Annotated in this window: 23 protein-coding genes; 14 read left to right on the forward strand and 9 right to left on the reverse strand. The window is 77.0% G+C overall.

Features of this window, described 5'->3' with window-relative positions; all coding sequences use genetic code 11:
• Positions 1-76: 76 nt before the first annotated feature.
• Positions 77-1,120, forward strand: a complete 1,044-nt coding sequence (locus KDL28_RS05790) for an endonuclease/exonuclease/phosphatase family protein (protein WP_252436167.1) — start codon at positions 77-79, stop codon at positions 1,118-1,120.
• A 120-nt stretch (positions 1,121-1,240) separates the two neighbouring features.
• Entirely contained in the window at positions 1,241-2,014 is a 774-nt protein-coding gene (locus tag KDL28_RS05795) for an SDR family NAD(P)-dependent oxidoreductase (protein WP_252436168.1), read from the forward strand.
• A gap of 44 nt (positions 2,015-2,058) precedes the next feature.
• On the opposite strand, the gene KDL28_RS05800 is transcribed toward KDL28_RS05795, so the two are convergent.
• Both KDL28_RS05800 and KDL28_RS05805 read right to left on the reverse strand, forming a co-directional pair.
• Positions 2,059-3,069, reverse strand: a complete 1,011-nt coding sequence (locus tag KDL28_RS05800; protein ID WP_252436169.1) for a sigma-70 family RNA polymerase sigma factor — start codon at positions 3,067-3,069, stop codon at positions 2,059-2,061.
• 102 nt (positions 3,070-3,171) lie between these two features.
• On the reverse strand, positions 3,172-4,305 hold the full coding sequence (locus tag KDL28_RS05805) for a Gfo/Idh/MocA family protein (protein WP_252436170.1): 1,134 nt from the start codon (positions 4,303-4,305) through the stop codon (positions 3,172-3,174).
• Between the two features lie 215 nt (positions 4,306-4,520).
• On the opposite strand from KDL28_RS05805, the gene KDL28_RS05810 reads away from it, so the two are divergent.
• Both KDL28_RS05810 and KDL28_RS05815 read left to right on the forward strand, forming a co-directional pair.
• Complete coding sequence (locus tag KDL28_RS05810; RefSeq protein WP_252436171.1) at positions 4,521-4,721, forward strand: hypothetical protein; 201 nt, start codon at positions 4,521-4,523, stop codon at positions 4,719-4,721.
• 28 nt (positions 4,722-4,749) lie between these two features.
• Positions 4,750-5,019 (forward strand): M23 family metallopeptidase, encoded by a 270-nt coding sequence (locus tag KDL28_RS05815; protein ID WP_252436172.1) that lies wholly within the window; start codon positions 4,750-4,752, stop codon positions 5,017-5,019.
• Positions 5,020-5,059: 40 nt separating this feature from the next.
• On the opposite strand, the gene KDL28_RS05820 is transcribed toward KDL28_RS05815, so the two are convergent.
• The 3 genes from KDL28_RS05820 to KDL28_RS05830 are packed head-to-tail and all read right to left on the reverse strand — an operon-like array spanning position 5,060 to position 7,212.
• A complete protein-coding gene (locus tag KDL28_RS05820) occupies positions 5,060-5,680 on the reverse strand; it encodes an MSMEG_1061 family FMN-dependent PPOX-type flavoprotein (RefSeq protein WP_252436173.1) in 621 nt (206 codons plus the stop codon).
• A gap of 25 nt (positions 5,681-5,705) precedes the next feature.
• Positions 5,706-6,203 (reverse strand): signal peptidase II, encoded by a 498-nt coding sequence (locus KDL28_RS05825; protein ID WP_252436174.1) that lies wholly within the window; start codon positions 6,201-6,203, stop codon positions 5,706-5,708.
• Positions 6,204-6,255: 52 nt separating this feature from the next.
• Positions 6,256-7,212, reverse strand: coding sequence for a GlxA family transcriptional regulator (locus tag KDL28_RS05830; RefSeq protein WP_252436175.1), 957 nt, complete (start codon positions 7,210-7,212; stop codon positions 6,256-6,258).
• 71 nt (positions 7,213-7,283) lie between these two features.
• Between KDL28_RS05830 and KDL28_RS05835 the strand changes: the two genes are divergently transcribed.
• The gene (locus KDL28_RS05835; RefSeq protein ID WP_252436176.1) at positions 7,284-8,339 is read left to right on the forward strand and encodes a saccharopine dehydrogenase NADP-binding domain-containing protein; all 1,056 of its coding nucleotides are present in this window, start codon (positions 7,284-7,286) and stop codon (positions 8,337-8,339) included.
• Between the two features lie 6 nt (positions 8,340-8,345).
• Here the strand turns inward: KDL28_RS05835 and KDL28_RS05840 are convergent, their stop codons facing one another.
• Positions 8,346-9,311, reverse strand: a complete 966-nt coding sequence (locus tag KDL28_RS05840; RefSeq protein ID WP_372496893.1) for a prenyltransferase/squalene oxidase repeat-containing protein — start codon at positions 9,309-9,311, stop codon at positions 8,346-8,348.
• Between the two features lie 28 nt (positions 9,312-9,339).
• Entirely contained in the window at positions 9,340-10,002 is a 663-nt protein-coding gene (lexA, locus tag KDL28_RS05845; protein ID WP_252436177.1) for a transcriptional repressor LexA, read from the reverse strand.
• Positions 10,003-10,269: 267 nt separating this feature from the next.
• Here lexA and KDL28_RS05850 point away from each other — a divergent pair, with 267 nt between their 5' ends.
• The 8 genes from KDL28_RS05850 (at position 10,270) to KDL28_RS05885 (ending at position 18,014) form a co-directional block, all read left to right on the forward strand.
• A complete protein-coding gene (locus KDL28_RS05850; protein ID WP_252436178.1) occupies positions 10,270-10,833 on the forward strand; it encodes a D-glycero-alpha-D-manno-heptose-1,7-bisphosphate 7-phosphatase in 564 nt (187 codons plus the stop codon).
• A complete protein-coding gene (locus KDL28_RS05855; protein ID WP_252436179.1) occupies positions 10,830-11,867 on the forward strand; it encodes a glycosyltransferase family 9 protein in 1,038 nt (345 codons plus the stop codon). The genes KDL28_RS05850 and KDL28_RS05855 overlap by 4 nt, the downstream gene beginning before the upstream one ends.
• On the forward strand, positions 11,855-12,895 hold the full coding sequence (locus tag KDL28_RS05860) for a glycosyltransferase (RefSeq protein WP_252436180.1): 1,041 nt from the start codon (positions 11,855-11,857) through the stop codon (positions 12,893-12,895). The genes KDL28_RS05855 and KDL28_RS05860 overlap by 13 nt, the downstream gene beginning before the upstream one ends.
• 2 nt (positions 12,896-12,897) lie before the next feature.
• Positions 12,898-14,157 (forward strand): glycosyltransferase, encoded by a 1,260-nt coding sequence (locus tag KDL28_RS05865; RefSeq protein WP_252436181.1) that lies wholly within the window; start codon positions 12,898-12,900, stop codon positions 14,155-14,157.
• 32 nt (positions 14,158-14,189) lie between these two features.
• Positions 14,190-14,774: a D-sedoheptulose-7-phosphate isomerase gene (locus tag KDL28_RS05870; RefSeq protein WP_372496899.1), complete on the forward strand. Its 585-nt coding sequence runs from the start codon at positions 14,190-14,192 to the stop codon at positions 14,772-14,774.
• Positions 14,775-14,836: 62 nt separating this feature from the next.
• The gene (locus tag KDL28_RS05875; protein WP_252436281.1) at positions 14,837-15,574 is read left to right on the forward strand and encodes an SDR family oxidoreductase; all 738 of its coding nucleotides are present in this window, start codon (positions 14,837-14,839) and stop codon (positions 15,572-15,574) included.
• Positions 15,565-17,094, forward strand: a complete 1,530-nt coding sequence (gene rfaE2 / locus KDL28_RS05880) for a D-glycero-beta-D-manno-heptose 1-phosphate adenylyltransferase (RefSeq protein ID WP_252436182.1) — start codon at positions 15,565-15,567, stop codon at positions 17,092-17,094. Before KDL28_RS05875 ends, rfaE2 begins: the two co-directional genes overlap by 10 nt.
• Positions 17,091-18,014 carry a PfkB family carbohydrate kinase gene (locus KDL28_RS05885; RefSeq protein ID WP_252436183.1) on the forward strand — a complete coding sequence of 308 codons (924 nt, stop codon included), beginning with the start codon at positions 17,091-17,093 and terminating at the stop codon, positions 18,012-18,014. Before rfaE2 ends, KDL28_RS05885 begins: the two co-directional genes overlap by 4 nt.
• Positions 18,015-18,033: 19 nt before the next feature.
• Here KDL28_RS05885 and KDL28_RS05890 read toward each other — a convergent pair whose 3' ends face one another.
• Together KDL28_RS05890 and KDL28_RS05895 are read right to left on the reverse strand one after the other, a co-directional pair.
• Positions 18,034-18,972 (reverse strand): glycosyltransferase family 9 protein, encoded by a 939-nt coding sequence (locus KDL28_RS05890; RefSeq protein WP_252436184.1) that lies wholly within the window; start codon positions 18,970-18,972, stop codon positions 18,034-18,036.
• A gap of 154 nt (positions 18,973-19,126) precedes the next feature.
• Positions 19,127-19,495 carry an STAS domain-containing protein gene (locus tag KDL28_RS05895; RefSeq protein WP_252436185.1) on the reverse strand — a complete coding sequence of 123 codons (369 nt, stop codon included), beginning with the start codon at positions 19,493-19,495 and terminating at the stop codon, positions 19,127-19,129.
• 265 nt (positions 19,496-19,760) lie between these two features.
• On the opposite strand from KDL28_RS05895, the gene KDL28_RS41065 reads away from it, so the two are divergent.
• Complete coding sequence (locus KDL28_RS41065; protein ID WP_305882183.1) at positions 19,761-20,231, forward strand: hypothetical protein; 471 nt, start codon at positions 19,761-19,763, stop codon at positions 20,229-20,231.
• Positions 20,232-20,254: the final 23 nt, after the last annotated feature.

Genomic DNA, 20,254 nt, shown 5'->3' on the forward strand with positions numbered 1-20,254 from the left:
GCCCCGGCTCCCCGTCCCGCCCGATCCGGGACAGGTGACGTAGGCGCGCGCCCCCGATCGGGCAGAATCGACGGCGATGACCGCACCACCCGGCCAGTTGCGCCCGGCCGCTCCCCGGCACCGCCGGCCCCGTCCCCGTCGCCGGCTGCGGCCCGGAGCCGTCCTCGCCCACGTCGCGGCGCTGCTGTGCACCCTGGCCTTCGCCGGGGTGGCCCTGCCCGACCTGCTCGGCCTGGACCGGCGCACCCCGTTCGTCCAGCTGCTGGCGTTCCGGCCGTGGACGCTGGTCGGCGGGCTGGGAGCGGCGCTCGTGCTGGCCATGGTGTGGCGGTTCGTCCGGCCGGTGCGGCCGTTCGTGGCGCCGCTGCTGGCGGGGGTGGTCGCCGTGGTGCTGGTCGGGGCCGCGATGGTGCTGCCCCGGGTGGTGCCCGACCCCCTGCCCACCACCGGCACCCCGCTGACCGTGCTCGCGTTCAACACCTTCGAGGGCCACGCCGACCCGGCCGCGCTCGCCGCGCTGGTCGCCGAGCAGCGGCCCGACCTGGTCTCGATCCCCGAGGCGGGCGAGGACTACCGCGTCGACCTCGCGCCGCTGGTCGAGCCCCTCGGCTACCGGGTCGAGGCCTCGACCGACGCGGAGGACGTCAACAGCGTCACCGCGCTGGTGTCCGAGCGGCTCGGCGACGTCACGTTCCGGACCGGCGACGAGCCCGCCTACTTCCCCTACGTCGAGGCGACCGGCGGCGAGCTGGGCGACCTGCGGTTCGTCGCCTACCACGCGGCGGCGCCGCTGCGCGGCCAGCTGCGCCAGTGGGAGGGCGACCTCGCGCTGCTCTCGCGCTGGTGCACGGCCGCCACCCCGGCGATCGTGGCCGGCGACCTCAACGCCACCCTCGACCACTCCGCGCTGCGCTCGGGCATGGCGGGCTGCTCCGACGCCGCCGACCAGCGCGGCGAGGGTCTGGTGCCCACGTGGAGCCCCACCGACCGCACCCAGCTGTTCGGGCCGCAGATCGACCACGTGCTCAGCACCGCGGGCATCGCCGCGGAGACGTTCACCGTGCACGACGTCGAGGGCAGCGACCACCGCGCCGTGGTGACCCGCCTGCGGTTGCCGTAGGCGGCTCGGCCCGGCGCCGACTCGGTGTGGCCGACGGCACGCGGGCCGATCGGCGCGCTGGCCCCGAGAATGCAGGGAGTTCACGGTGGCACCGCGGCCGCTGTGGGGAGGAGAGCGTTCATGGACATCACGGGGGCCTCGGCCATCGTCACCGGCGGCGCGTCCGGGCTCGGGGAGGCGACCGCGCGACTGCTGGCCCAGCGGGGGGCGAAGGTCGTCGTGCTCGACCTGCAGGAGGAGAAGGGCGAGAAGGTCGCCGCCGAGGTGGGCGGCGTGTTCGCCAAGGCCGACGTGGCCGACGAGGCGCAGGTGCGCGCCGCGGTCGAGGCGGCGTCGGAGCTCGGCCCGCTGCGGGTGCTGGTCAACAGCGCCGGCCTCGGGCGCGCGGGCCGGGTCATCGGCCGCGACCTGGAGCCGATCCCGCTGGAGACCTTCGAGTTCGTGCTGCGGGTCAACCTGGTCGGCACCTACAACTGCACCCGGCTGGCCGCCTCGGCGATGGCGAAGACCGAGCCGCTGGCCGACGGCACCTCCCGGGGCTCGATCCTGAACACCGCATCGGCCGCGGCCTTCGACGGCCAGATCGGCCAGACGCCGTACTCGGCGTCCAAGGGCGGCGTGGTGGGCATGACCCTGCCGCTGGCCCGCGACCTGGCCCGCCACGGCATCCGGGTCAACACGATCGCCCCGGGCCTGATCGACACCCCGATCTACGGCGAGGGCGAGCGGGCCGAGGCGTTCAAGGCCGCGCTCGGCCAGAGCGTGGTCTACCCGAACCGGCTCGGGAAGGCCGAGGAGTACGCGTCGATGGCGGTCGAGGTGCTCACCAACGACTACATGAACGGCGAGACGATCCGCCTCGACGGCGCCATCCGGATGCCCCCGAAGTCCTGACGGACCCGGTGCGGCCCCCCGCGGGGGCCGCACCGGCCCGGCGCTCAGGCCTCGACGCGCGGGGGCAGGTCGAAGAGCGGGAAGAGCCGCTCGGTGTCCAGGAACGAGGTGATGCTCGAGATCCGCCCGTCGGCCACCTCGACCACCTGCAGCGCCCACGGCACCCCGCCCGGCCGGTACTGGCCGAACGCGGCCGAACCGTTCGCGGTGACCCGGCACAGCATCGAACCCTGGCAGCCGCTGCCCTGCCCCGACCACCACCGCCGCAGCTCGGCCGGCCCGTGCAGCCAGGTGGCGTAGGGCGCCATCGACAGCGTCACGTCGAGGTGCAGCAGCGCGGTCAGCGCGTCGAGGTCGAACCGCTCGAACGCCTCGACGTAGCGGGCCAGCAGCGCGTGCTGCCCGTCCCCGCCTCCACCGTCGCCGCGAAGCCCGTCGCCGGAGCCGCCACCGCGCTCGGCCAGCGTCGAGCGGGAGCGCTGCAGCGCGCTGTTGATCCCGGCGGTGGACGAGTCGAGCAGCTCGGCCACCTCGGCGGCCGACCACCGCAGCACGTCGCGCAGGATCAGCGCGGCCCGCTGGCGGGCCGGGAGGTGCTGCAGGGCCGCGACGAAGGCGAGGCGGACCGACTCGCGGGTGGCCACCTCCTCGGCCGGGTCCTGCGGGACGGGCGGCAGGACGCGGCCGTCGGGAACCGGCTCCACCCACGTCCGGCCCGGCAGCCGGTCCCCGACCAGGGCGTCGGCGGTCGAGGCCGCCGTGAGGTCCATCGGCAGGGCGCGCCGGCCGCGGGCCTTGCCGAGGTCGATGCACACGTTGGTGGCGATGCGGTACAGCCAGGTGCGCAGGCTGGAGCGCCCGTCGAACCGGTCGTGGGCCCGCCACGCCCGCACCAGCGTGTCCTGCACGGCGTCCTCGGCGTCGAACACCGAGCCGAGCATCCGGTAGCAGTAGCCGATCAGCTCGCCGCGGAACTGCTCCAGGTCGGCGGTGGCGTCGGCGGTGGCGTCGGCGGTGGCGTCGGCGCCGCGGGTCGCGTCGAGTGCTCGGGTCATCCGGACGGTCCTCCAGTGGGCCTCGGCCGTGGGCTCAGCGGGGTAGACGGTAGTGCGGCGCGGAACTCATCGGTCGGATCGCCGGGCGCCGGCGAGGACCGCTCAACCGCCGATCCGGACGACCTCCCCGGTGGTGGCGCGGCGCAGCGCCGCGGCCAGGCCGGGGGCGGGGGGGAGCCCGGCCCGCGCGGCGGCGGGCGCCGGCCGCCCCCCCCCCCCGCCGCCGCGGCGGCCCGCCCGGGCGGGGGGCCGGCCCCCCCCCGCGTCCAGGACGGTCGCGGTGGCCACCGCGTCCCGCGCGGCGACGGGCACCGGGCCCTCGCCCCGCACCGCCGCGGCGAACGCCGGGTAGAAGGTGTCCCAGCGACCCCGCTCCGGGCGCAGCGGCTCGTCGGTGTCGCCGCGGTGCAGCCGGGCGCGGAACCCGGGCGGCTCGGTCCCCCAGGTATCGTCGTCCGGCGTCCGGCCGGCGACCAGGGCCTCCTCCTGGCCGTCGCCGTCGACGATCACGCAGCTGCCGGTGGTGCCGGTGACCCGGTAGCGCGGGCCGGGGGCGGCCTGGCTCCAGCTGCCCCACAGGTGCGAGCGCGCGCCGCCGCGGTGGGTGAGCGCGACGAACACGTCGTCGTCGAGGCCGGACTCCCGGCGGCGGAGCTCGGCGTAGACGGACTCGACCGGGCCCAGCAGCACGAGCGCCTGGTCGACCAGGTGGCTGCCGAAGTCGAGCAGGGTGCCGCCGCCCGCGGCGGGCGGGCCGGCCTGCGGGGCGAACCGCTCGAACCGCGACTCGAACCGGGTCACCTCGCCCAGCGCACCCTCCTCGACCAGCCGGCGCACGGTCCGGAACTCCGAGTCCCACCGCCGGTTCTGGTACGGGCTGAGCGCGAGGCCGAGCTCCTCGGCCAGCTCGGCGCTGCCCCGGGCGGCCCGGGCGTCCAGCGCGAAGGGCTTGTCGCACACCACGGCCAGCTCGAGGCGCAGGGCCCGCTCGGTGAGCGCGGTGTGGGTGTCGGCGGGGGTCGAGATCGCCACCGCCCGCACGCCCGCGGCCGCCAGCTCCTCCAGCCCGGCCACCGTGGCCGTGCCGGGCAGCTCCGCGGCCACCTGCTCCCGCCGCTGCGCCGACCCGGTCGCCACCGCGACCAGCTCGCACCCCGCCGCCGAGGCGATCAGCGGGGCGTGGAAGTACCGCCCGCCGAAGCCGTACCCGACCAGCCCGAACCGCACCGGCTCCATCCACGTCCTCCTGGCCGTCCGCATCACCCCGTCACCGGCAACCTACGGGTTCGCTCCCGCGGACGGGCCCGAGTCCGTCGTGCGGGTGGGCCCCGGCCGCGGCGGCGGTAGCGTCGGCCCGAGCAGACGACACCAGGCAGACGACGCCGAGGGGCCGCGATGTCCGCCGACCGGATCGTGCTGGAGCTGCCGTTCCGCGGCACCTGGATCGCACCGTGCTGGCCACCGAGCCGCCCGAGCGGTTCTACGCGTTCGGGCTGCCCGTGCTGGCGCCCGCGGCCGGGCGGGTGGTGACCGCGCACGACGGCGAGACCGACCACGAGGCGCGGCGCTCGCAGCTCGCGCTGCTGCCCTACGCGCTGACCGAGGCGTCGCGGGTCCGCGCGGGCGCGGCGCCGTCGCCGGCAACCACGTGATCGTGGAACTGGCCGGTGGGCGGGGTACGTGCTGCTGGCCCACCTGCGCGCCGGCACGGTCCGGGTGCGGGAGGGCGAGGCCGTCGCGGTCGGGCAGGAGCTGGGCGAGTGCGGCAACTCGGGCAACTCGACCCAGCCGCACGTGCACGTCCAGGTCATGGACGCCGCCGACGCGCGCGTCGCCCAGGGGCTCCCGATGGCCTTCCGGGGGTACCGGGGGTGGTCGCGCTCGGGCGGTCCGCCCGACGCCGTCGAGGTGGGCATCCCCGACGAGGCGCAGGTCGTCGAGCCGCTGTGAGCCGGCGGCCCGCGGGGTGCGGGCACCGACGGCCGCGGGATCAGTACTGGTTGGTCGCCACGTCGCGGGCCAGCATCTCGTCGACGGCCGCCGCGGACACCTCGGCGCCGCGCTGACCCCGCACGATCTCCCCCGCCGTGGGCACCGCCGCGCGCTCGGGCCAGCTCGCGGCGTTCCACAGCGACGAGCGCGCGAACGCCTTCGCGCAGTGCAGGAACAGCTCCTCGACCAGCACCTCGACCGCGAGCACCGGGACGCTGCCGCGCACGGCCATCCGCTCCAGGTACGGAGCCCCGGTGACGATCCGCGCCGTGCCGTTGAGCCGCAGCGTGTCGCCGTACCCGGGGACCAGGAACAGCAGGCCGACGCGCGGGTTCTGCAGGATGTTGGTCAGGCTGTCCAGGCGCCGGTTGCCCTTGCGGTCGGCGATGGCGATCGTGTGCTCGTCCAGGACCAGCGCCCCGCGGCCGGGCGGGTCGCCGCGGGGCGAGACGTCGCAGGTGCCGTCGGCGGCGGTCGTCGCGAGCAGGAAGAACGGGCTGGACTCGAGGAACCGCCGCGAGGTGTCGTCGATGCGCGAGACGGCCTTGCCTGCGACCGCGGGGTGGGGCTCGGCCACCAGGCTCCGCAGCTCGGCGGACGTCGTGATCACGCTGGTCATCTGCTGAGGCTAACGCCGACCACCGTCAGTTCTGCGCGACCGGCTCCGCCGCGGGGCGGTGGTCGATCCCGAGGAACGTCAGCAGCACGAGGTAGACGGCCCCGCCCACCAGCGCGATGTCGGCGACGTTGCCGACGAACCAGCCGTTGTAGTCGATGAAGTCGACGATGTGGCCGCGCGCGAACCCCGGCTCGCGCAGCAACCGGTCGCCCAGGTGGCTGGTGGCGCCGCCGAGCAGCGCCCCCACCCCGATCGCCCAGCTCACGGTGACGACCCGCGGGGCGAACACCGCCAGCCCCACGACCGCGACGGCGGCGATGCAGGTGAGGATCCAGGTCAGCTCGGAGGCCAGGCCGAAGGCGGCACCCGGGTTGTAGATCAACCGCCACTGGATGAACGTGCCCAGCACCGGCGTCGCCTCCCCCGGTGCCATCGTCGACTCCGCCCACCACTTGGTGAGCTGGTCGAGGGCGAGGACACCCGCGGCGAGCAGCAGGATTCCCAGCAGGATCGGGCGGTTCACGCCGGGTCGGCGGTCCCCGGGAGGCGGGGGCGAGTCGTCCACCGGTCCGAGACTAGTGGCCACGGGCCGCCGGCCGAGCCCGGTCGACCGCGGCCCGGTACGCGGTCGGGCTGGTCCCGACGCTGCGCCGGAAGTGCCGGCGCAGGGTGGTGGCGGTGCCGAGGCCGCAGCGCGCCGCGATCTGCTCGACGCTGGCGTCGGTGTCCTCCAGCAGCTCCCTGGCCAGCGCGAGCCGCTGCTGGAGCAGCCAGGACAGGGGGCCGGTCCCGACCTCGGCGCGCATGCGCCGGGCCAGCTGGCGGCTGCTCAGCCCGGCCTCGCGGGCGAGGTCGGCGACGGAGAAGGGGCGGTCGAGGCGCGCCCGGACCCGTTCCAGCGCCGTCGCGAGGCCGTCCGGGGTGTGCGGGCGGGCGATGAACTGCACCTGCCCGCCGGTCCGGGGCCCCGGCCCGACCAACCGCCGGACCAGGCCGTTGGCCGCGGCGTCGCCGTGGTCGGCGCGCACCAGGTGCACGCACAGGTCCAGGGCGGCCGTCTTGCCCGCCGAGGTCAGCACCCGCCCGTCGACGACGTAGAGGACGTCGTCGCGGACCCGCACGCGCGGGTGGCGGGCGGCCAGCTGGTCGGCGTGCTGCCAGTGGGTCGCGGCCTCGCGCCCGTCCAGCAGGCCCGCGGCGGCCAGCAGGAACGCGCCCGTGCACAGCGATACGACGCGCGCGCCGCGGTCGTGCGCGGCGACCAGCGCGGCCAGCAGGGCCGGGTCGGGTGCGGCGTCCGGGTCGCTGGTGGAGGGGACGACGACGGTGTCGGTGTCGCGCAGCGCGGAGAGGTCCGCAGTGGGGACGTCGGGCAGCCACGGCGACGGCGCCCCGTCCGGCGTGCAGACCGTCAGGTCGTACCACCGCCCGCTCGGGGACAGGTCGGCGCGGTCCACGCCGAACACCTCCGCGGCGATCGCCAGCTCGAACAGCATCGTGTGCTCGTGCACGACGAGCGCTACCCGGCGCATGTCGGGAACTGTACGAGAGACGTCGCGTCCGGCGGTGGAGCCCGCGCACGCCCGCGACCAGGCTCATCGGCGTGGAAGGACTCCCCAGCCCGGCCCCCTCGACGCGGCGGGACCAGCCCGCGCGGTCCGTCGTCGTGTACGGGGCCTACGGCCACACCGGCCGGTTCGTCACCGCCGAGCTGCTCCGGCGCGGGCTCGTGCCGGTGCTGTCCGGGCGCGACCCCGACCGGCTCGCCGCGCTCGCCGCCGACTCCCCCGACCTCGACGCGCGCCCGGCGGCCGTCGACGACCCGGTGGCGCTGGGGCGGGCGTTCGCCGGCGCCGCGGCCGTCGTCAACTGCGCCGGCCCGTTCGCGGACACCGCCGGGCCGGTGGCCGCGGCGGCCGTCGCCGGCCGGGCCCACTACCTCGACGTCACCGCCGAGCAGTCTTCGGTGCAGGCCCTCTACCGGGACGCCGACGAGGGCGCCCGCGCGGCCGGTGTCGCCGTCGTCCCCGCCGCGGCCTTCTACGGCGGGCTGCCCGACCTGCTGGCCACCGCGGCCACCGCGGGCTGGGAGGGCGCCGACGAGATCACCGTGGGGATCGGGCTGGACCGGTGGTGGCCGACCGCTGGCACCCGCACCACCGGACGGCGCAACACCGCGCCGCGGCTGGTGGTCAGCGATGGTCGGCTGGCCCCGGCTCCGCTCTCGCCACCCGCCCGGACCTGGCCGTTCCCGGACCCGCTCGGGCCGCGGCAGGTGGTGGCGACCTCCTTCTCCGAGATCATCACGATGGCCCGGCACCTCCCGGCGTCGACCATCCGGACCTACCTGGACCTCGCCGCGCTGGAGGACCTGCGCGACCCCGCGACCCCGCCGCCGCGCGCGGTCGACGACTCGGGGCGCTCCGCGCAGCGGTTCCTGGTCGAGGTCGTCGCCCGCCGCGGCACCGAGGAGCGCCGGGTGGCGGCGGGCGGGCGCGACATCTACGCCGTCTCGGCGCCGATCGTCGTGGAGGTGGCGGCCCGCCTCGTCGACGGGCGGTCGGCGGTGGTCGGGGTGGCGGCGCCGGGCGAGGTGCTCGACGGCGAGGACGGCCTCGCCGCGCTCAGCCCGCACCCACTGACGATCACCCGGAGGTAGGCGCCCCTACGGCGTGCGGGAGTCCCACCAGCCGAGCACCCGGGTCCCGGACAGGGTCAGCCACTTCGACGGCTCCCCCGCCGCCGCGTCGACCTCGAACCACACCCGCCCGGGGTGCCTGCGGTCCTGCAGCCAGGTGCCGTCGGGGCGGCGGGCGGCCCGGACGATCTCCATCGCCTCGGCCAGCCGCGGGTCCGGCGGCACGTCGTCGCGCAGCGACGCCTCCCGGAAGTACTCCGCCGCGTTGAGCACGCTGTAGAACCAGCGGAACGGGTAGGCGAAGTGGTCGACCCAGGGCGCCACCGGTTCGCCCGTGGAGAGCTTGCGGAACAGCCCGCGCCGCAGCAGGTACTCCTCCCCGGAGCGCCGGGCGGCGCGGGTGGCGTCGGTGCCGCCGGTGGCGACCTCGTGGGCCAGCAGGCCCTTGAGCGCGTTGAGCGTCGAGTGGAACGACGAGCGCGTCGACCCCTCGACCCACTCGCAGTTCCAGCCGCCGTCGGGCAGCCGGTGCTCGACGAACCAGTCGGCGACGGCGGTGACGTCCACGCCGAGCCACACGCCGTTCGCGAGCGTCCAGCCGTTGATGCAGCAGTCGACCTCGCCGCCCCAGTAGGGCAGGTCGTCGTACTCCCAGCGACAGTTCTGGGCGAGCAGCTCGGCCGTGCGGCGCTCGCGCAGGACGGCCGGGTCCAGGCCCCACTCCCGCAGCGAGTTCAACGTCCAGGTGGTCGCCGTCCAGGGCTGGCCGTCCTCGGCCGCCTCGTCGTGGCCCGCCGGGAAGTACGCGCCACCGGCCCACCGGCCGTCCGGGTCCTGCAGCGCGAGCAGCCGCGCGCCGAAGCCCTCGGTCGCGACCCGCGCTCGCGTCGCCCGCCAGACGCCGGGCTCCTCGCCCAGCAGGTCGCGCTCGACCTGCCAGCGCAGCGCCGGGTCGGACTCGTGCAGCCACGCCGTCAGCGCCTCGCTCACCACGGAGCGTGACCCTAGTGGTCCCCTCCCCTCAGATGCTGCGCAGCACCGAGACGACGATCCCCAGCACGACGCACTCGTCGCCGTCGATGACGTCGTAGGCGGGGTTGCGCGGCTCCAGGTAGATGTGCCCGTTGCGGCGGCGGAACACCTTCACCGTCGCCTCGCCGTCGATCATCGCGGCGACGATCTGGCCCGAGTGGGCCTCCGACTGCTGGCGCACCACGACGGTGTCGCCGTCGCAGATCGCCGCGTCGACCATCGAGTCGCCGCGCACCCGCAGCGCGAACGCGGTGCCGCGCCCGGCCAGCTCGCGGGGCAGCGTCAGGACGTCGTCGACGTGCTGCTCGGCCACGATCGGGGAGCCGGCGGCGATGTCGCCGACCACCGGGACGGCCACCGAGTCGGCCGCGGCCGCCCGCTGCCCGGGCTCGCGCAGGAAGAGCCGCACGTCGATCGGCCGGCACACGGCAGCGCCCCGCCGCAGGAAGCCCTTCTCCTCCAGGCTCGCCACGTGCCGGGACACCGACGACGCCGACCGCAGGCCGACGGCGTCGCCGATCTCGCGCGTGCCCGGCGCGTACCCGTGGCGGACCACGAAGTCCCGGATCGCGACCAGGATCCGCTGCTGGCGCGGCGGCAGCGCCGAGGTGTCCAGGTGGCCGAACGGATCGAGGTCGTCGCTGGCGTGCACCACGGGATGGTAGAGCCGGGGCCGCGGTCGCCGGACACGCGCCGGGGGCGATCTCCCGATCCCGTCCGACCAGGGCCGTCGGGCACTCGCGGCACCGTCCTGTCCGGACTGTCCGGGTCCGGGCCGGCGCACGGAGCTCCCTGCCTGGTCAGGCCCCGGTTCTCGGTTCCGTTGCAGCCAGTCACGATTCGTAGCAAACCCCTACTCTGAGTAGTAGTCAGCGCGCGCGCGTTTGAAGCAGTCGGGGGCGGCGACACGGTCGACGTGATGAGCTCCGCTCCCCGCCGCCCGGGGTACGAAGCCGTGCTGTTCGACAAGGACGGCACGCTCGTCCTCGACGTGCCCTACTGCGCTGACCCCCGTCTCGTCCAGGTGATGCCGACCGCACCCGCGGCGCTGGCCATGGTGCGTGCGGCGGGCATACCCATCGGGATCGTGAGCAACCAGTCCGGGATCGGTCGGGGGCTCATCAGCCCCGACGCCGCCGCGGCGGTCTTCGACGAGGTCGAGCGGCTGCTCGGTCCGTTCGACACGGTGCGGTACTGCCCGCACGCCCCCGAGGACGGGTGCCGCTGCCGCAAGCCGCGCCCGGGGATGCTGCTCGACGCCGCGGAGGAGCTGGGCGTGGCGCCGGAGCGGATGGCGGTGGTCGGCGACATCGGCGCCGACGTCGACGCCGCGCTGGCCATCGGCGCCGCGGCCGTCCTGGTGCCGACCGCGGTCACCCGGCCCGAGGAGATCCGCAGGGCCCCCGTCGTGCGGCCCGACCTGGTCAGCGCGGTCGAGTACCTGCTCCACGGCGCGGCCGACCCGGTGCGGGCCGCCGGATGAGCCGCGCGCTGGTGGTCCGGCTGGACGGTGCGGGCGACGTGCTGCTGGCCGGGCCCGCGGTCCGCGCCATCGCCGCCCGCGCCTCGGTGACCATGCTGTGCGGACCGGCGGGCGCGCCGGCGGCTCGGCTGCTGCCCGGCGTCGACGAGGTGCTGACCTGGGCCTGCCCGTGGGTGCTCGGCGACCCGCCCCCGCTGCGACCGGAGGACTTCGCCGAGGTGGTCGCGACGATCGCCGCCCGCCGGTTCGACGAGGCCGTCGTGCTCACCTCGTTCCACCAGTCCCCGCTGCCGACGGCGGTGGCGCTGCGGCTGGCCGGGGTCAGGCGGATCTCCGGCGCGTCGGTCGACTACCCCGGTTCACTGCTGGACGTGCGGCTGCGCCCGGGCGAGACCCTCGACGAGGACCAGCCCGAGCCGGAGCGGATGCTGGCGATCGCCCGGGCCGCCGGGTTCCCCGCCCCGCCCGGCGACGACGGCGCGCTCGCCGTGCGCCGACCCCCGGACGTCGCCCACCTGCGCCCGGCCGGGCCCTACGTCGTGGTGCACCCAGGGGCCGCGGTACCGGCCCGGCGCTGGCCCGCACCGCTGGCCGCGCAAGCGGTCGAGCTGCTGGTCGCCGCGGGTCGCCCGGTGCTGGTCACCGGCGGTCCCGACGAGCGCGCGCTCACCGCGGAGGTCGCCGGACGGCGCGGCACCGACCTGGGCGGGCGCACGGGCCTCGCCGAGCTGGCCGGCGTGCTGGCCGGGGCGTCGGCGGTGGTGGTGGGCAACACCGCGGCCGCGCACCTGGCCGCGGCGGTCGGCACCCCGGTGGTGTCGCTGTTCGCGCCGGTCGTGCCCGCGGTGCGCTGGCGCCCCCACCGGGTGCCCCAGGTGCTGCTCGGCGACCAGGGCGCGCCGTGCCGCGACACCCGCGCCCGGGAGTGCCCGGTGCCCGGCCACCCCTGCCTGGCGGGGGTGCGCCCCACCGACGTGCTGGCCGCCGTCGAGCAGCTGATCGACGACCCGGAGGTTCCCGCGTGCGCATCCTGATCTGGCACGTGCACGGCTCCTGGACGACCTCGTTCGTCCAGGGCGGGCACGACTACCTCATCCCCACGCTGCCCGAGCGCGGCCCGTGGGGCGGCGGCAGGCCCGCGGCGTGGGACTGGCCGGCGAACGCGGTCGAGGTGGCGCCGGAGGACCTGGCCGACGCCGACGTCGACGTCGTGGTGCTGCAGCGCCCCGAGGAGATCGAGCTGGCCGCCCGCTGGCTGGGCCGCGTCCCCGGCCGCGACGTGCCCGCGCTCTACCTCGAGCACAACGCCCCCCGCGGGCACGCCGCCACCAGCCGGCACCCCGTCGCCGACCGCGACGACCTGCTGCTGGTGCACGTCACCCCGTTCAACGCGCTGATGTGGGACGCGGGCTCGACCCGCACCGCGGTGGTCGAGCACGGGATCATCGACCCCGGCCACCGCTACACCGGTGAGCTGGACGCGGCCGCCGCGGTGATCAACGAACCGGTCCGCCGCGGCCGGATCACCGGGACCGACCTGCTGCCCGGACTGGCCGCGGCGGCGCCGATCGACGTGTTCGGCATCGGCGTCGACGCCCTGCCCGACCACCTGCGCGACGTCGGGGTCGACCCGGCGGTCGCGGCCCGGGTCCGGGCCGTCGCCGACCTGCCGCAGCACCGCCTGCACGACGAGCTGGCCCGCCGCCGCGCCTACCTGCACACGGCCCGGTGGACGTCGCTGGGCCTGTCGCTGCTCGAGGCCATGGCGCTGGGCATGCCGGTGGTCGTGCTGGACACGACCGAGGCCGCCGAGGCCGTCCCCGACGGCGTCGGCGTGCGCTCCACCGACCCGGCCCGGCTGCGCGCCGGGCTGCGCGAGCTGATGGCCGACCCCGCCGCCGCGACCGCCGCCGGTGGGCGCGCCCGCGACGCCGTCCTGCGCCGCTACGGGCTGGACCGGTTCCTGGCCGACTGGGACGCGTTGCTGCCCGAGGTCGCGTCCGCCCCGCTCCGCCACCCCGCCTCCGCCGGGTCCACCCACCCCGTCCCCGCAAGGAGCTGAGCATGCACATCGCGATGGTGTCCGAGCACGCGAGCCCGCTGGCCGGACCGGGAGGACCGGACGCCGGCGGGCAGAACGTGCACGTCCGGGAGCTGAGCCGGGCCCTGGCCGCGGCCGGGCACCGGGTGCGGGTGCACACCCGCCGCGACGACCCCGACCTGCCCGACGTCGTCGACATGGACGGCGTCGAGGTGCACCACGTGACCGCCGGTCCGGCCAGACCGCTGCCCAAGGACCGGCTGGTCGGCCACGTGCCGCAGCTGGCCGAGGAGCTGCAGCGGGCGTGGCGGGCCGATCCACCGGACCTGGCGCACGCCCACTTCTGGATGTCCGGGCTGGCCGCGTCGGCCGCGGTGCGCGGGCTGGACGTGCCGCTGGTGCAGACCTTCCACGCGCTCGGCCACGTCAAGCGCCGCCACCAGGGCGAGCAGGACACCAGCCCGAACGGGCGGACCCCGGCCGAGCAGGTGATCACCCGCCGGGCCGACCGGATCATCGCGACCTGCGAGGACGAGGTGTTCGAACTGCTGCGCCTCGGCGGGTCCCGCCGGCACATCTCGGTGGTGCCCTGCGGCGTCGACGTCGACACCTTCACCCCGCACGGCCCCGCGCTCGCCCGCGGCGACCGGCCCCGGGTGGTGACCGTCGGACGGCTGGTGCCCCGCAAGGGCGTCGACGACGTGATCGCCGCGCTGGCCCGGGTGCCCGAAGCCGAGCTGCTCGTCGGCGGTGGTCCACCGCCGGGGCAGGACCCGACCACCGACCCGGAGCTGGTCCGGCTCCGCCGCGTGGCGGCCCGGGCGGGGGTGGCCGACCGGGTGCGCTTCCTCGGCGCCGTGGCCCGCGCCGACGTGCCCGCGCTGCTGCGCTCGGCCGACGTCGTGGTCTGCGCGCCGTGGTACGAGCCGTTCGGGATGGTGCCGCTGGAGGCCATGGCGTGCGGGCGGCCGGTGGTCGGCACCGCGGTCGGCGGCATCCGCGACACCGTGGTCGACGGGGTGACCGGTGTGCACGTCCCGCCGCGGCGGCCCCGGGCGCTCGCCCAGGCGCTGCGCGAGCTCCTGGGCAGCCGGAGCGCCCGCGACTCCTTCGGCATCGCCGGTCGCGACCGGGCGCTGGCCCGCTACAGCTGGCCGCGCATCGCCACGGCCACCGAGGCCGTCTACCGCGACGTGCTGGTCGGCCAGGGCGCCCACGTCGACCGCGGGCTGGACCACGAGGCGGACCTGGCGGGCGCCGGGGCGGACGGGTGGGACCGGTGACCCCCCCGACGGCCGTGCAGGACGGCCCCCAGCTGCTCATCGACCACGTCGACCGGCTCGCCGCGGCGCTGCCCGCGCTGCGCGCGGCGAGCGGGACGCTCTCCCGGTGGGGCGCCGAGCTGGCCACCCGGCTGACCACCGGCGGACGGCTGCTCGCCGCGGGCAACGGCGGCAGCGCCTCGCAGGCGCAGCACCTGACCGCGGAGCTGGTGGGCCGGTTCGAGGGCGAGCGGGTGCCGCTGCCGGCGATCGTCCTGCACGGCGACACCTCGGCGATGACGGCGATCGCCAACGACTACGGATACGACGAGGTCTACGCCCGCCAGGTGCGCGCCCACGCCCGTCCCGAGGACGTGCTGCTGCTGATGTCCACCAGCGGGCGCAGCCCCAACCTGCTCGAGGCCGCGCGGGCCGGGCGCGGCTGCGGGGCGCTGACCTGGGCGCTGACCGGCCCCGGTCCCAACCCGCTCGCCCGGTTGTGCACCGATGCGGTGAGCGTGCCCGGCGACACGGCCACCGTGCAGGAGACGCACCTGGCCGCGATCCACATGCTCTGCCGCGCGCTGGAGGCGGCGCTGCCCGCGCGGCAGACCGGCGCCCCGCTGGCCGCGTCCTGACCACCCGACGATCCCCGACGACCGAGCGGAGACAGCTCTTGACCACTTCGACCTCCTCCGACATCCGCACGCACCCGGGGGCCACCCCCACCGCCCCACCATCCGTCGGCACGGTGCTGGTAACCGGGGCCGCGTCCGGCCTGGGCCGGGCCGTCGCCCGCGCCGTCGCGGCCGCCGGGGGCACCCCCCTGCTGCTCGACCGCGTCGACCCGCGGGAATCCGACCCCGCGCTCGCCGACGCCCTCACCGCCGTGACCGACCTGGCCGACACCCGCGCCGCCGAGGCCGCCGTGACCTCCGTGATCGAGCGCGCCGGCCGGCTGGACGGCGTCGTCACCGCCGCCGGGACCGACGCCTGCGGGCGGCTGGAGGACGTGCCCGCCGACGACTGGGAGAACGTCGTGCGGGTGAACCTGTTCGGCACCGCGGCGGTGGTCCGCGCGGCGCTGCCGGCGCTGCGGGAGACCCGCGGCCGGATCGTCACCGTCGCCTCGACGCTGGGGCTGCGCGCGCTCCCCGACGCCAGCGCGTACTGCGCGTCGAAGTTCGGCGTGGTCGGCATGACGCGCGCGCTGGCCGCCGAGCTGGCCGGCGAGGTCGGGGTCACGCTGCTGGTGCCCGGCGGCATGGACACCGCGTTCTTCGACGGGCGCACCGAGCAGTACAAGCCGGGCCCGGACGCCGTGCTCAACGACCCCGCGCAGGTGGCGGCGGCCGTGCTGTTCGCGCTGGGCCGCCCGGCCGGCGTCGAGCTGCGCGAGCTGGTGGTCACCCCGTCCGTCGAGCCGTCGTGGCCGTGACCGCCGCGCCCACCGACGAGCGGGCGGTCCGCCTGGACCCGGCCGAGCCGCGGCTGGCCCGCCTGATCGCCGAGCGCGCGCCCCGGGTGCTGGTGCTCGGCGACGCCCTGCTGGACAGCTGGGACAGCGGCCAGGTCCACCGCACCGGCCGCGACGGCCCGGTGCCGGTGGTCGAGGTGGGCAGGCGCCGCACCGCCCCGGGCGGCGCGGCCAACGTCGCCGCCGCCCTGGCCGCCCTGGGCGCCCGCACCGAGCTGGTGACCTCCGTCGGCGACGATCGGACGGGCCGCACGCTGCGCCGCGCACTCACCGAGGCGGGGGTGCGGACCGACCGGTGGGTCATCGATCCGGCCCGGCCGACCGCGGCCAAGCACCGGGTGCTGGCGGGCGAGCCGGACGAGCAGCTGGTGGCCCGCTACGACGTGCTGCCCCCGGCCCCGGACAAGGCGGTCACCCGGGCGCTCGCCGACCAGGCCAGCACGGCCCTGGACGAGCCGTGGGACGCGGTGCTGGTCGCCGACTACGGGCTCGGCGCCCTCGACGGGCCGGTCCGGCGCCGGGTGCGCCGGGCCCGGGAGCGGATCCCGCTGCTGGTCGTCGACGCCCACGAGCTCGGCCGCTGGGCCGAGCTGGCCCCGGACGCGGTCACCCCCAGCGTCGAGGAGGCCGCCGGGCTGCTCGGCGAACCGGTCCCCGACCACGACCGCGCGTCCTGGGGGGCCGCCCGGCAGCACCGGCTGGTGTCGGCGGCCGGGGGCGGGCACGTCCTGCTCACCCTGGACGTCGACGGCGTGCTGTGGCTGCCGCCGGAGGGTCCGCCGCGGCGCGCGCCCGCCGCCGCGCCCGCGCCCGCCGCGCGGGCCTGCGGGGCGGGCGACGAGTTCGCCGCGGCCTGGACCGCGGCCCGGGCCTGCGACGTCGACCCCGGTCCGGCCACCGCGCTGGCCCAGGCCGCCGCCGACGTCGTCGTCGGGCGGCCGGCGACGGCGGTGTGCGGTACCGGGGCGCTGGTCGCCCGGCTGGCCACGGTCGACCGCGGGCGGCTGCTCGACCACGCCGACCTGCTCGCGGTGCTCGCCGAGCGCCGCGCGGCCGGGGACCGGATCGTGTTCACCAACGGCTGCTTCGACGTGCTGCACCGCGGGCACGTGGCCTACCTGCAGCAGGCACGGGAACTGGGCGACCTGCTGGTCGTGGCGCTGAACAGCGACGCGAGCGTGTCGCGGCTCAAGGGTCCGACCCGCCCGATCAACCCGCTGGCCGACCGGGCCGGGGTGATCGGGGCGCTGGCCGCGGTCGACCTGGTCACCTGGTTCGACACCGACAGCCCCGTGCCGCTGCTGGAGCAGGCCCGCCCCGACGTCTACGCCAAGGGCGGCGACTACACCGCCCAGATGCTGCCGGAGACCCCGGTGATCGAGGCGCAGGGCGGCGAGGTGCGCATCCTGGACTACCTGTCCGACCACTCCACCACCGCCATCGTCGACCGGGTCCGGCACAGCCCCGCGGAGCAGGCGTGAGCGCCCGGCCGGTCGTGGTGGTCGGCGATGCGCTGCTCGACGTGGACGTCGTGGGGAAGGTGCGCGGGACCAGTCCCGACGCCGGGGTGCCCGTGCTGGACGTCGCCGACGAGACCGACCGTCCCGGCGGTGCGGCGCTGGCCGCCGCGCTGCTGGCCGCCCGCGGCGTCCCGGTCACGCTGGTCACCGCCCTGGACGGCGACGGCGGGGGGACGCGGCTGCGCGAGCTGCTGGAGCCCGCGCTGCGGCTGGTGGCCGCCCCGGCCACCGGCGGCACCCCGGTGAAGCGCCGGTGGTTCGACGGCGACCGGCCGCTGCTGCGCACGGACACCGGCTCGGGCCGACCGACCGCGGAGGGGTTCGCGCCCGCCGGCCTGGCCGACGCGCTGGCCGGTGCGGGCGCGGTCCTGGTGTCCGACTACGGCCGCGGGATGACCGCCGACCCGTCGGTGCGCGACGCGCTCGCCCGCGCCGTCGAGCGCGGCACCCCGGTCGTCTGGGACCCGCACCCGCAGGGCGCGCCGCCGGTCCCCGGCGTCGCGGTGGCCACCCCGAACCTGGCCGAGGCCCGGCGGGCGGCCGGCCACTCGACGGGGTCGGCGAGCGGGACCGGTGGCGCGCTGCTGGAGCGCTGGGCGTGCGTCGCGGTCGCGGTGACCGTGGGGGCGGAGGGCGCCGTGCTGGTGCGCGCGGGGCTCGACCCCCACCCGGTGCCCGCACCCGCCGTCGCGCACGGCGACCCGTGCGGGGCGGGCGACGCCTTCGCCGGCGCGCTCGCCGCGCGGTTGGGCGCCGCCGCGCCGCTGCCGGACGCGCTGCGCTCGGCCAACGAGGTCGCGGCCCGGTTCGTCGCCGACGGCGGGGCCCGCAGCGTCGCCTGGCGCGACGGCGCCTGGCGGCAGGTCAGCATGCAGGTGTGACGAGCGGGGGTGACCGCTGTCAGCGGCGCACCCGCGCCGCCGCGTCGAGCACCTCCTCGACCCCGACGGCCAGGAGCGCGGGGTCCGGGTCGTCGGCGAACGGGTCGCCGCGGCGCAGCTGCGGGGCGGTCAGCACCCGGTGCGGGCCCGGCGGCGGGCCCCACCGGCGCGGCTCGGCCGGCCCGAACAGCACCACCGACGGCGTGCCGAACGCCGCGGCCAGGTGCGCGATCCCGGTGTCGCCGCTGACCACCAGCGCGGCCCCGGCCACGACGTCGCACAGCTCGCGGATCGAGGTGCGCCCGGCCAGCACCCGCTCCGCGGGCAGGCCCGCGGCCCCGGCCACCCGCTGAGCGCTCTCCCGCTCCTCGGCGGAGCCGGTGACGACCACCGGCACCGGCCCCTCCAGCGCGGCGGCGACCGCGGCGAACCGCTCCGCGGGCCACCGCTTGGCCCCGAACGCCGCCCCCGGGTGCACCACCACCGCCGGGGCCGCCCGCGCCTGCGGATCCAGCCGCAGGTCGAGGGGGTCGGCGGGGATGCCGTGGTGGGCGAGCATCGTGCACCACAGCTCCCGCTCGTGCGGGTGCCCGGCCGAGACCTGTGCGTGGGTCGGTCCGTCCCAGCCGGGCGGACCGCCGAAGCCGATCCGGGCGCGCGGGCGCAGGGCGTCGAGGGCGTGGTGGCTCTGCGGTCCGGCGCCGTGCAGGTTCACCGCCAGGTCCGGTGGGCCGTCCCACGTCGGACGCAGCTCGTGCGGGGCGGCCGTGGGCAGGACCTCGTCCACCGCCCCGGTCAGCTCGGCCAACCCGACCAGCGGCGCCGGTGTGGCCAGCACGATCCGGTGCTCGGGACGGGCCTTGCGCAGACCCCGCAGCGCGGGCACCGCGACCAGCAGGTCGCCCAGCCCGAGGGCGCGCAGCACCAGCGCCACCGGCGCCGCGTTCGACGTCGCCACGGCCGTCAGCTCGTCGGCACGCCGGAGGTCCGGCGGACCTCGGCCTCCAGCCCGCCGTCCACCACCGGGGCGTCGAATCGGGGCAGCGGCCGGCTGAAGAGCGTCATCTCCCCGGATGGCCGATCCGGGCCGCCGGGAAACATGCCCTCGCCGGTCAGGGGGCGGCGCCGGCGTCCTGCGCGGTCGGGAACCCGTGCCGCAGGGTTCCGGGCCAGATGAGCTCGGCGAGGCTGCGCTGCAGGGCGGCCAGCCCGGCGACCCGGAACACGATGCCGGCCTCGGCCGCGGCCTGGGCGGCCTCGACGATCGAGCGCATCCCGGCGACGCTGACGAACCCGACGCCGCCCAGGTCGAGCACCAGTTGGCCGGGCCCGTCCCGCGGTCCGCGCGCGAGGGCCTCGGCGAGCGCGCCGGTGAACGCGGACGTGGTCAGGGTGTCGATGTCGCCGACGATCCGCAGCACGTCGACATCGCCGACCGGGCAGAGGGTGCAGTGGAACGAGTCACCGGGGAGCTGGGCCATGGCGGGACCCCTTCGCGGGAGCGGGACGCGGTCTCCGCCGGGGTCAGGGGCGGTGCAGACCAAGCGTAAGCCGATTAGCCGAACTTCGCACCCTCCTCCAGGAGATTTGCCGCAACCGACCAGTTGCCATACGTTCATTCGCAACCCACTGGTTGCACCGACCGGGGAGTCGACATGGACGACGGGGGTCCGCACCGAGGCGGCCCCTCGGCATACACGTCGGAGGCCCCGGCGTGCGCCTGCCCGACGAGCTGTGAGGACGACGATGGACACCACCGCGCTCCGCGACGCCTACCGCACCCTCCTGGACGCGGCCACCACCGCGGCCGACGCCCCCGCCCCACCGGACGGCGGTTGGGACACCGACCGGATCCTGGCCCACGTCTCCCTCGTCGGCGCCGCGGCCCTCGCCACCGCCGCCGGCATCGCCTCCGGCGCGAACACCACCTACGACAACCGCCTCGCCCAGGACCCCTGGACCCTCGACCACGTCATCGCACTCACCGGCGACCGCGCGGGCCTGCGCGACCGCATCCGACTCCAGGGCGAGGCGCTGTGCGCCTTCGGCGGACCGGCGTTGAGCGAGCGCGAGCTCGACACGCTCGTGCCCACCCGACTCCTGTCCGGCGGGAAGGTCCTCGTCGACCAGCCCTTGTCGCTGCGGGACATCCTCACCGGGCTCGCCGAGGTGGAGCTGCCTGGCCACACCGCCCAACTCCTGGCGCTGCTCCGGTAGAGCGGGCGGTCGGGGATTCCGGC

The sequence above is a fragment of the Pseudonocardia humida genome (assembly GCF_023898865.1).
Classification (GTDB): domain Bacteria; phylum Actinomycetota; class Actinomycetes; order Mycobacteriales; family Pseudonocardiaceae; genus Pseudonocardia; species Pseudonocardia humida.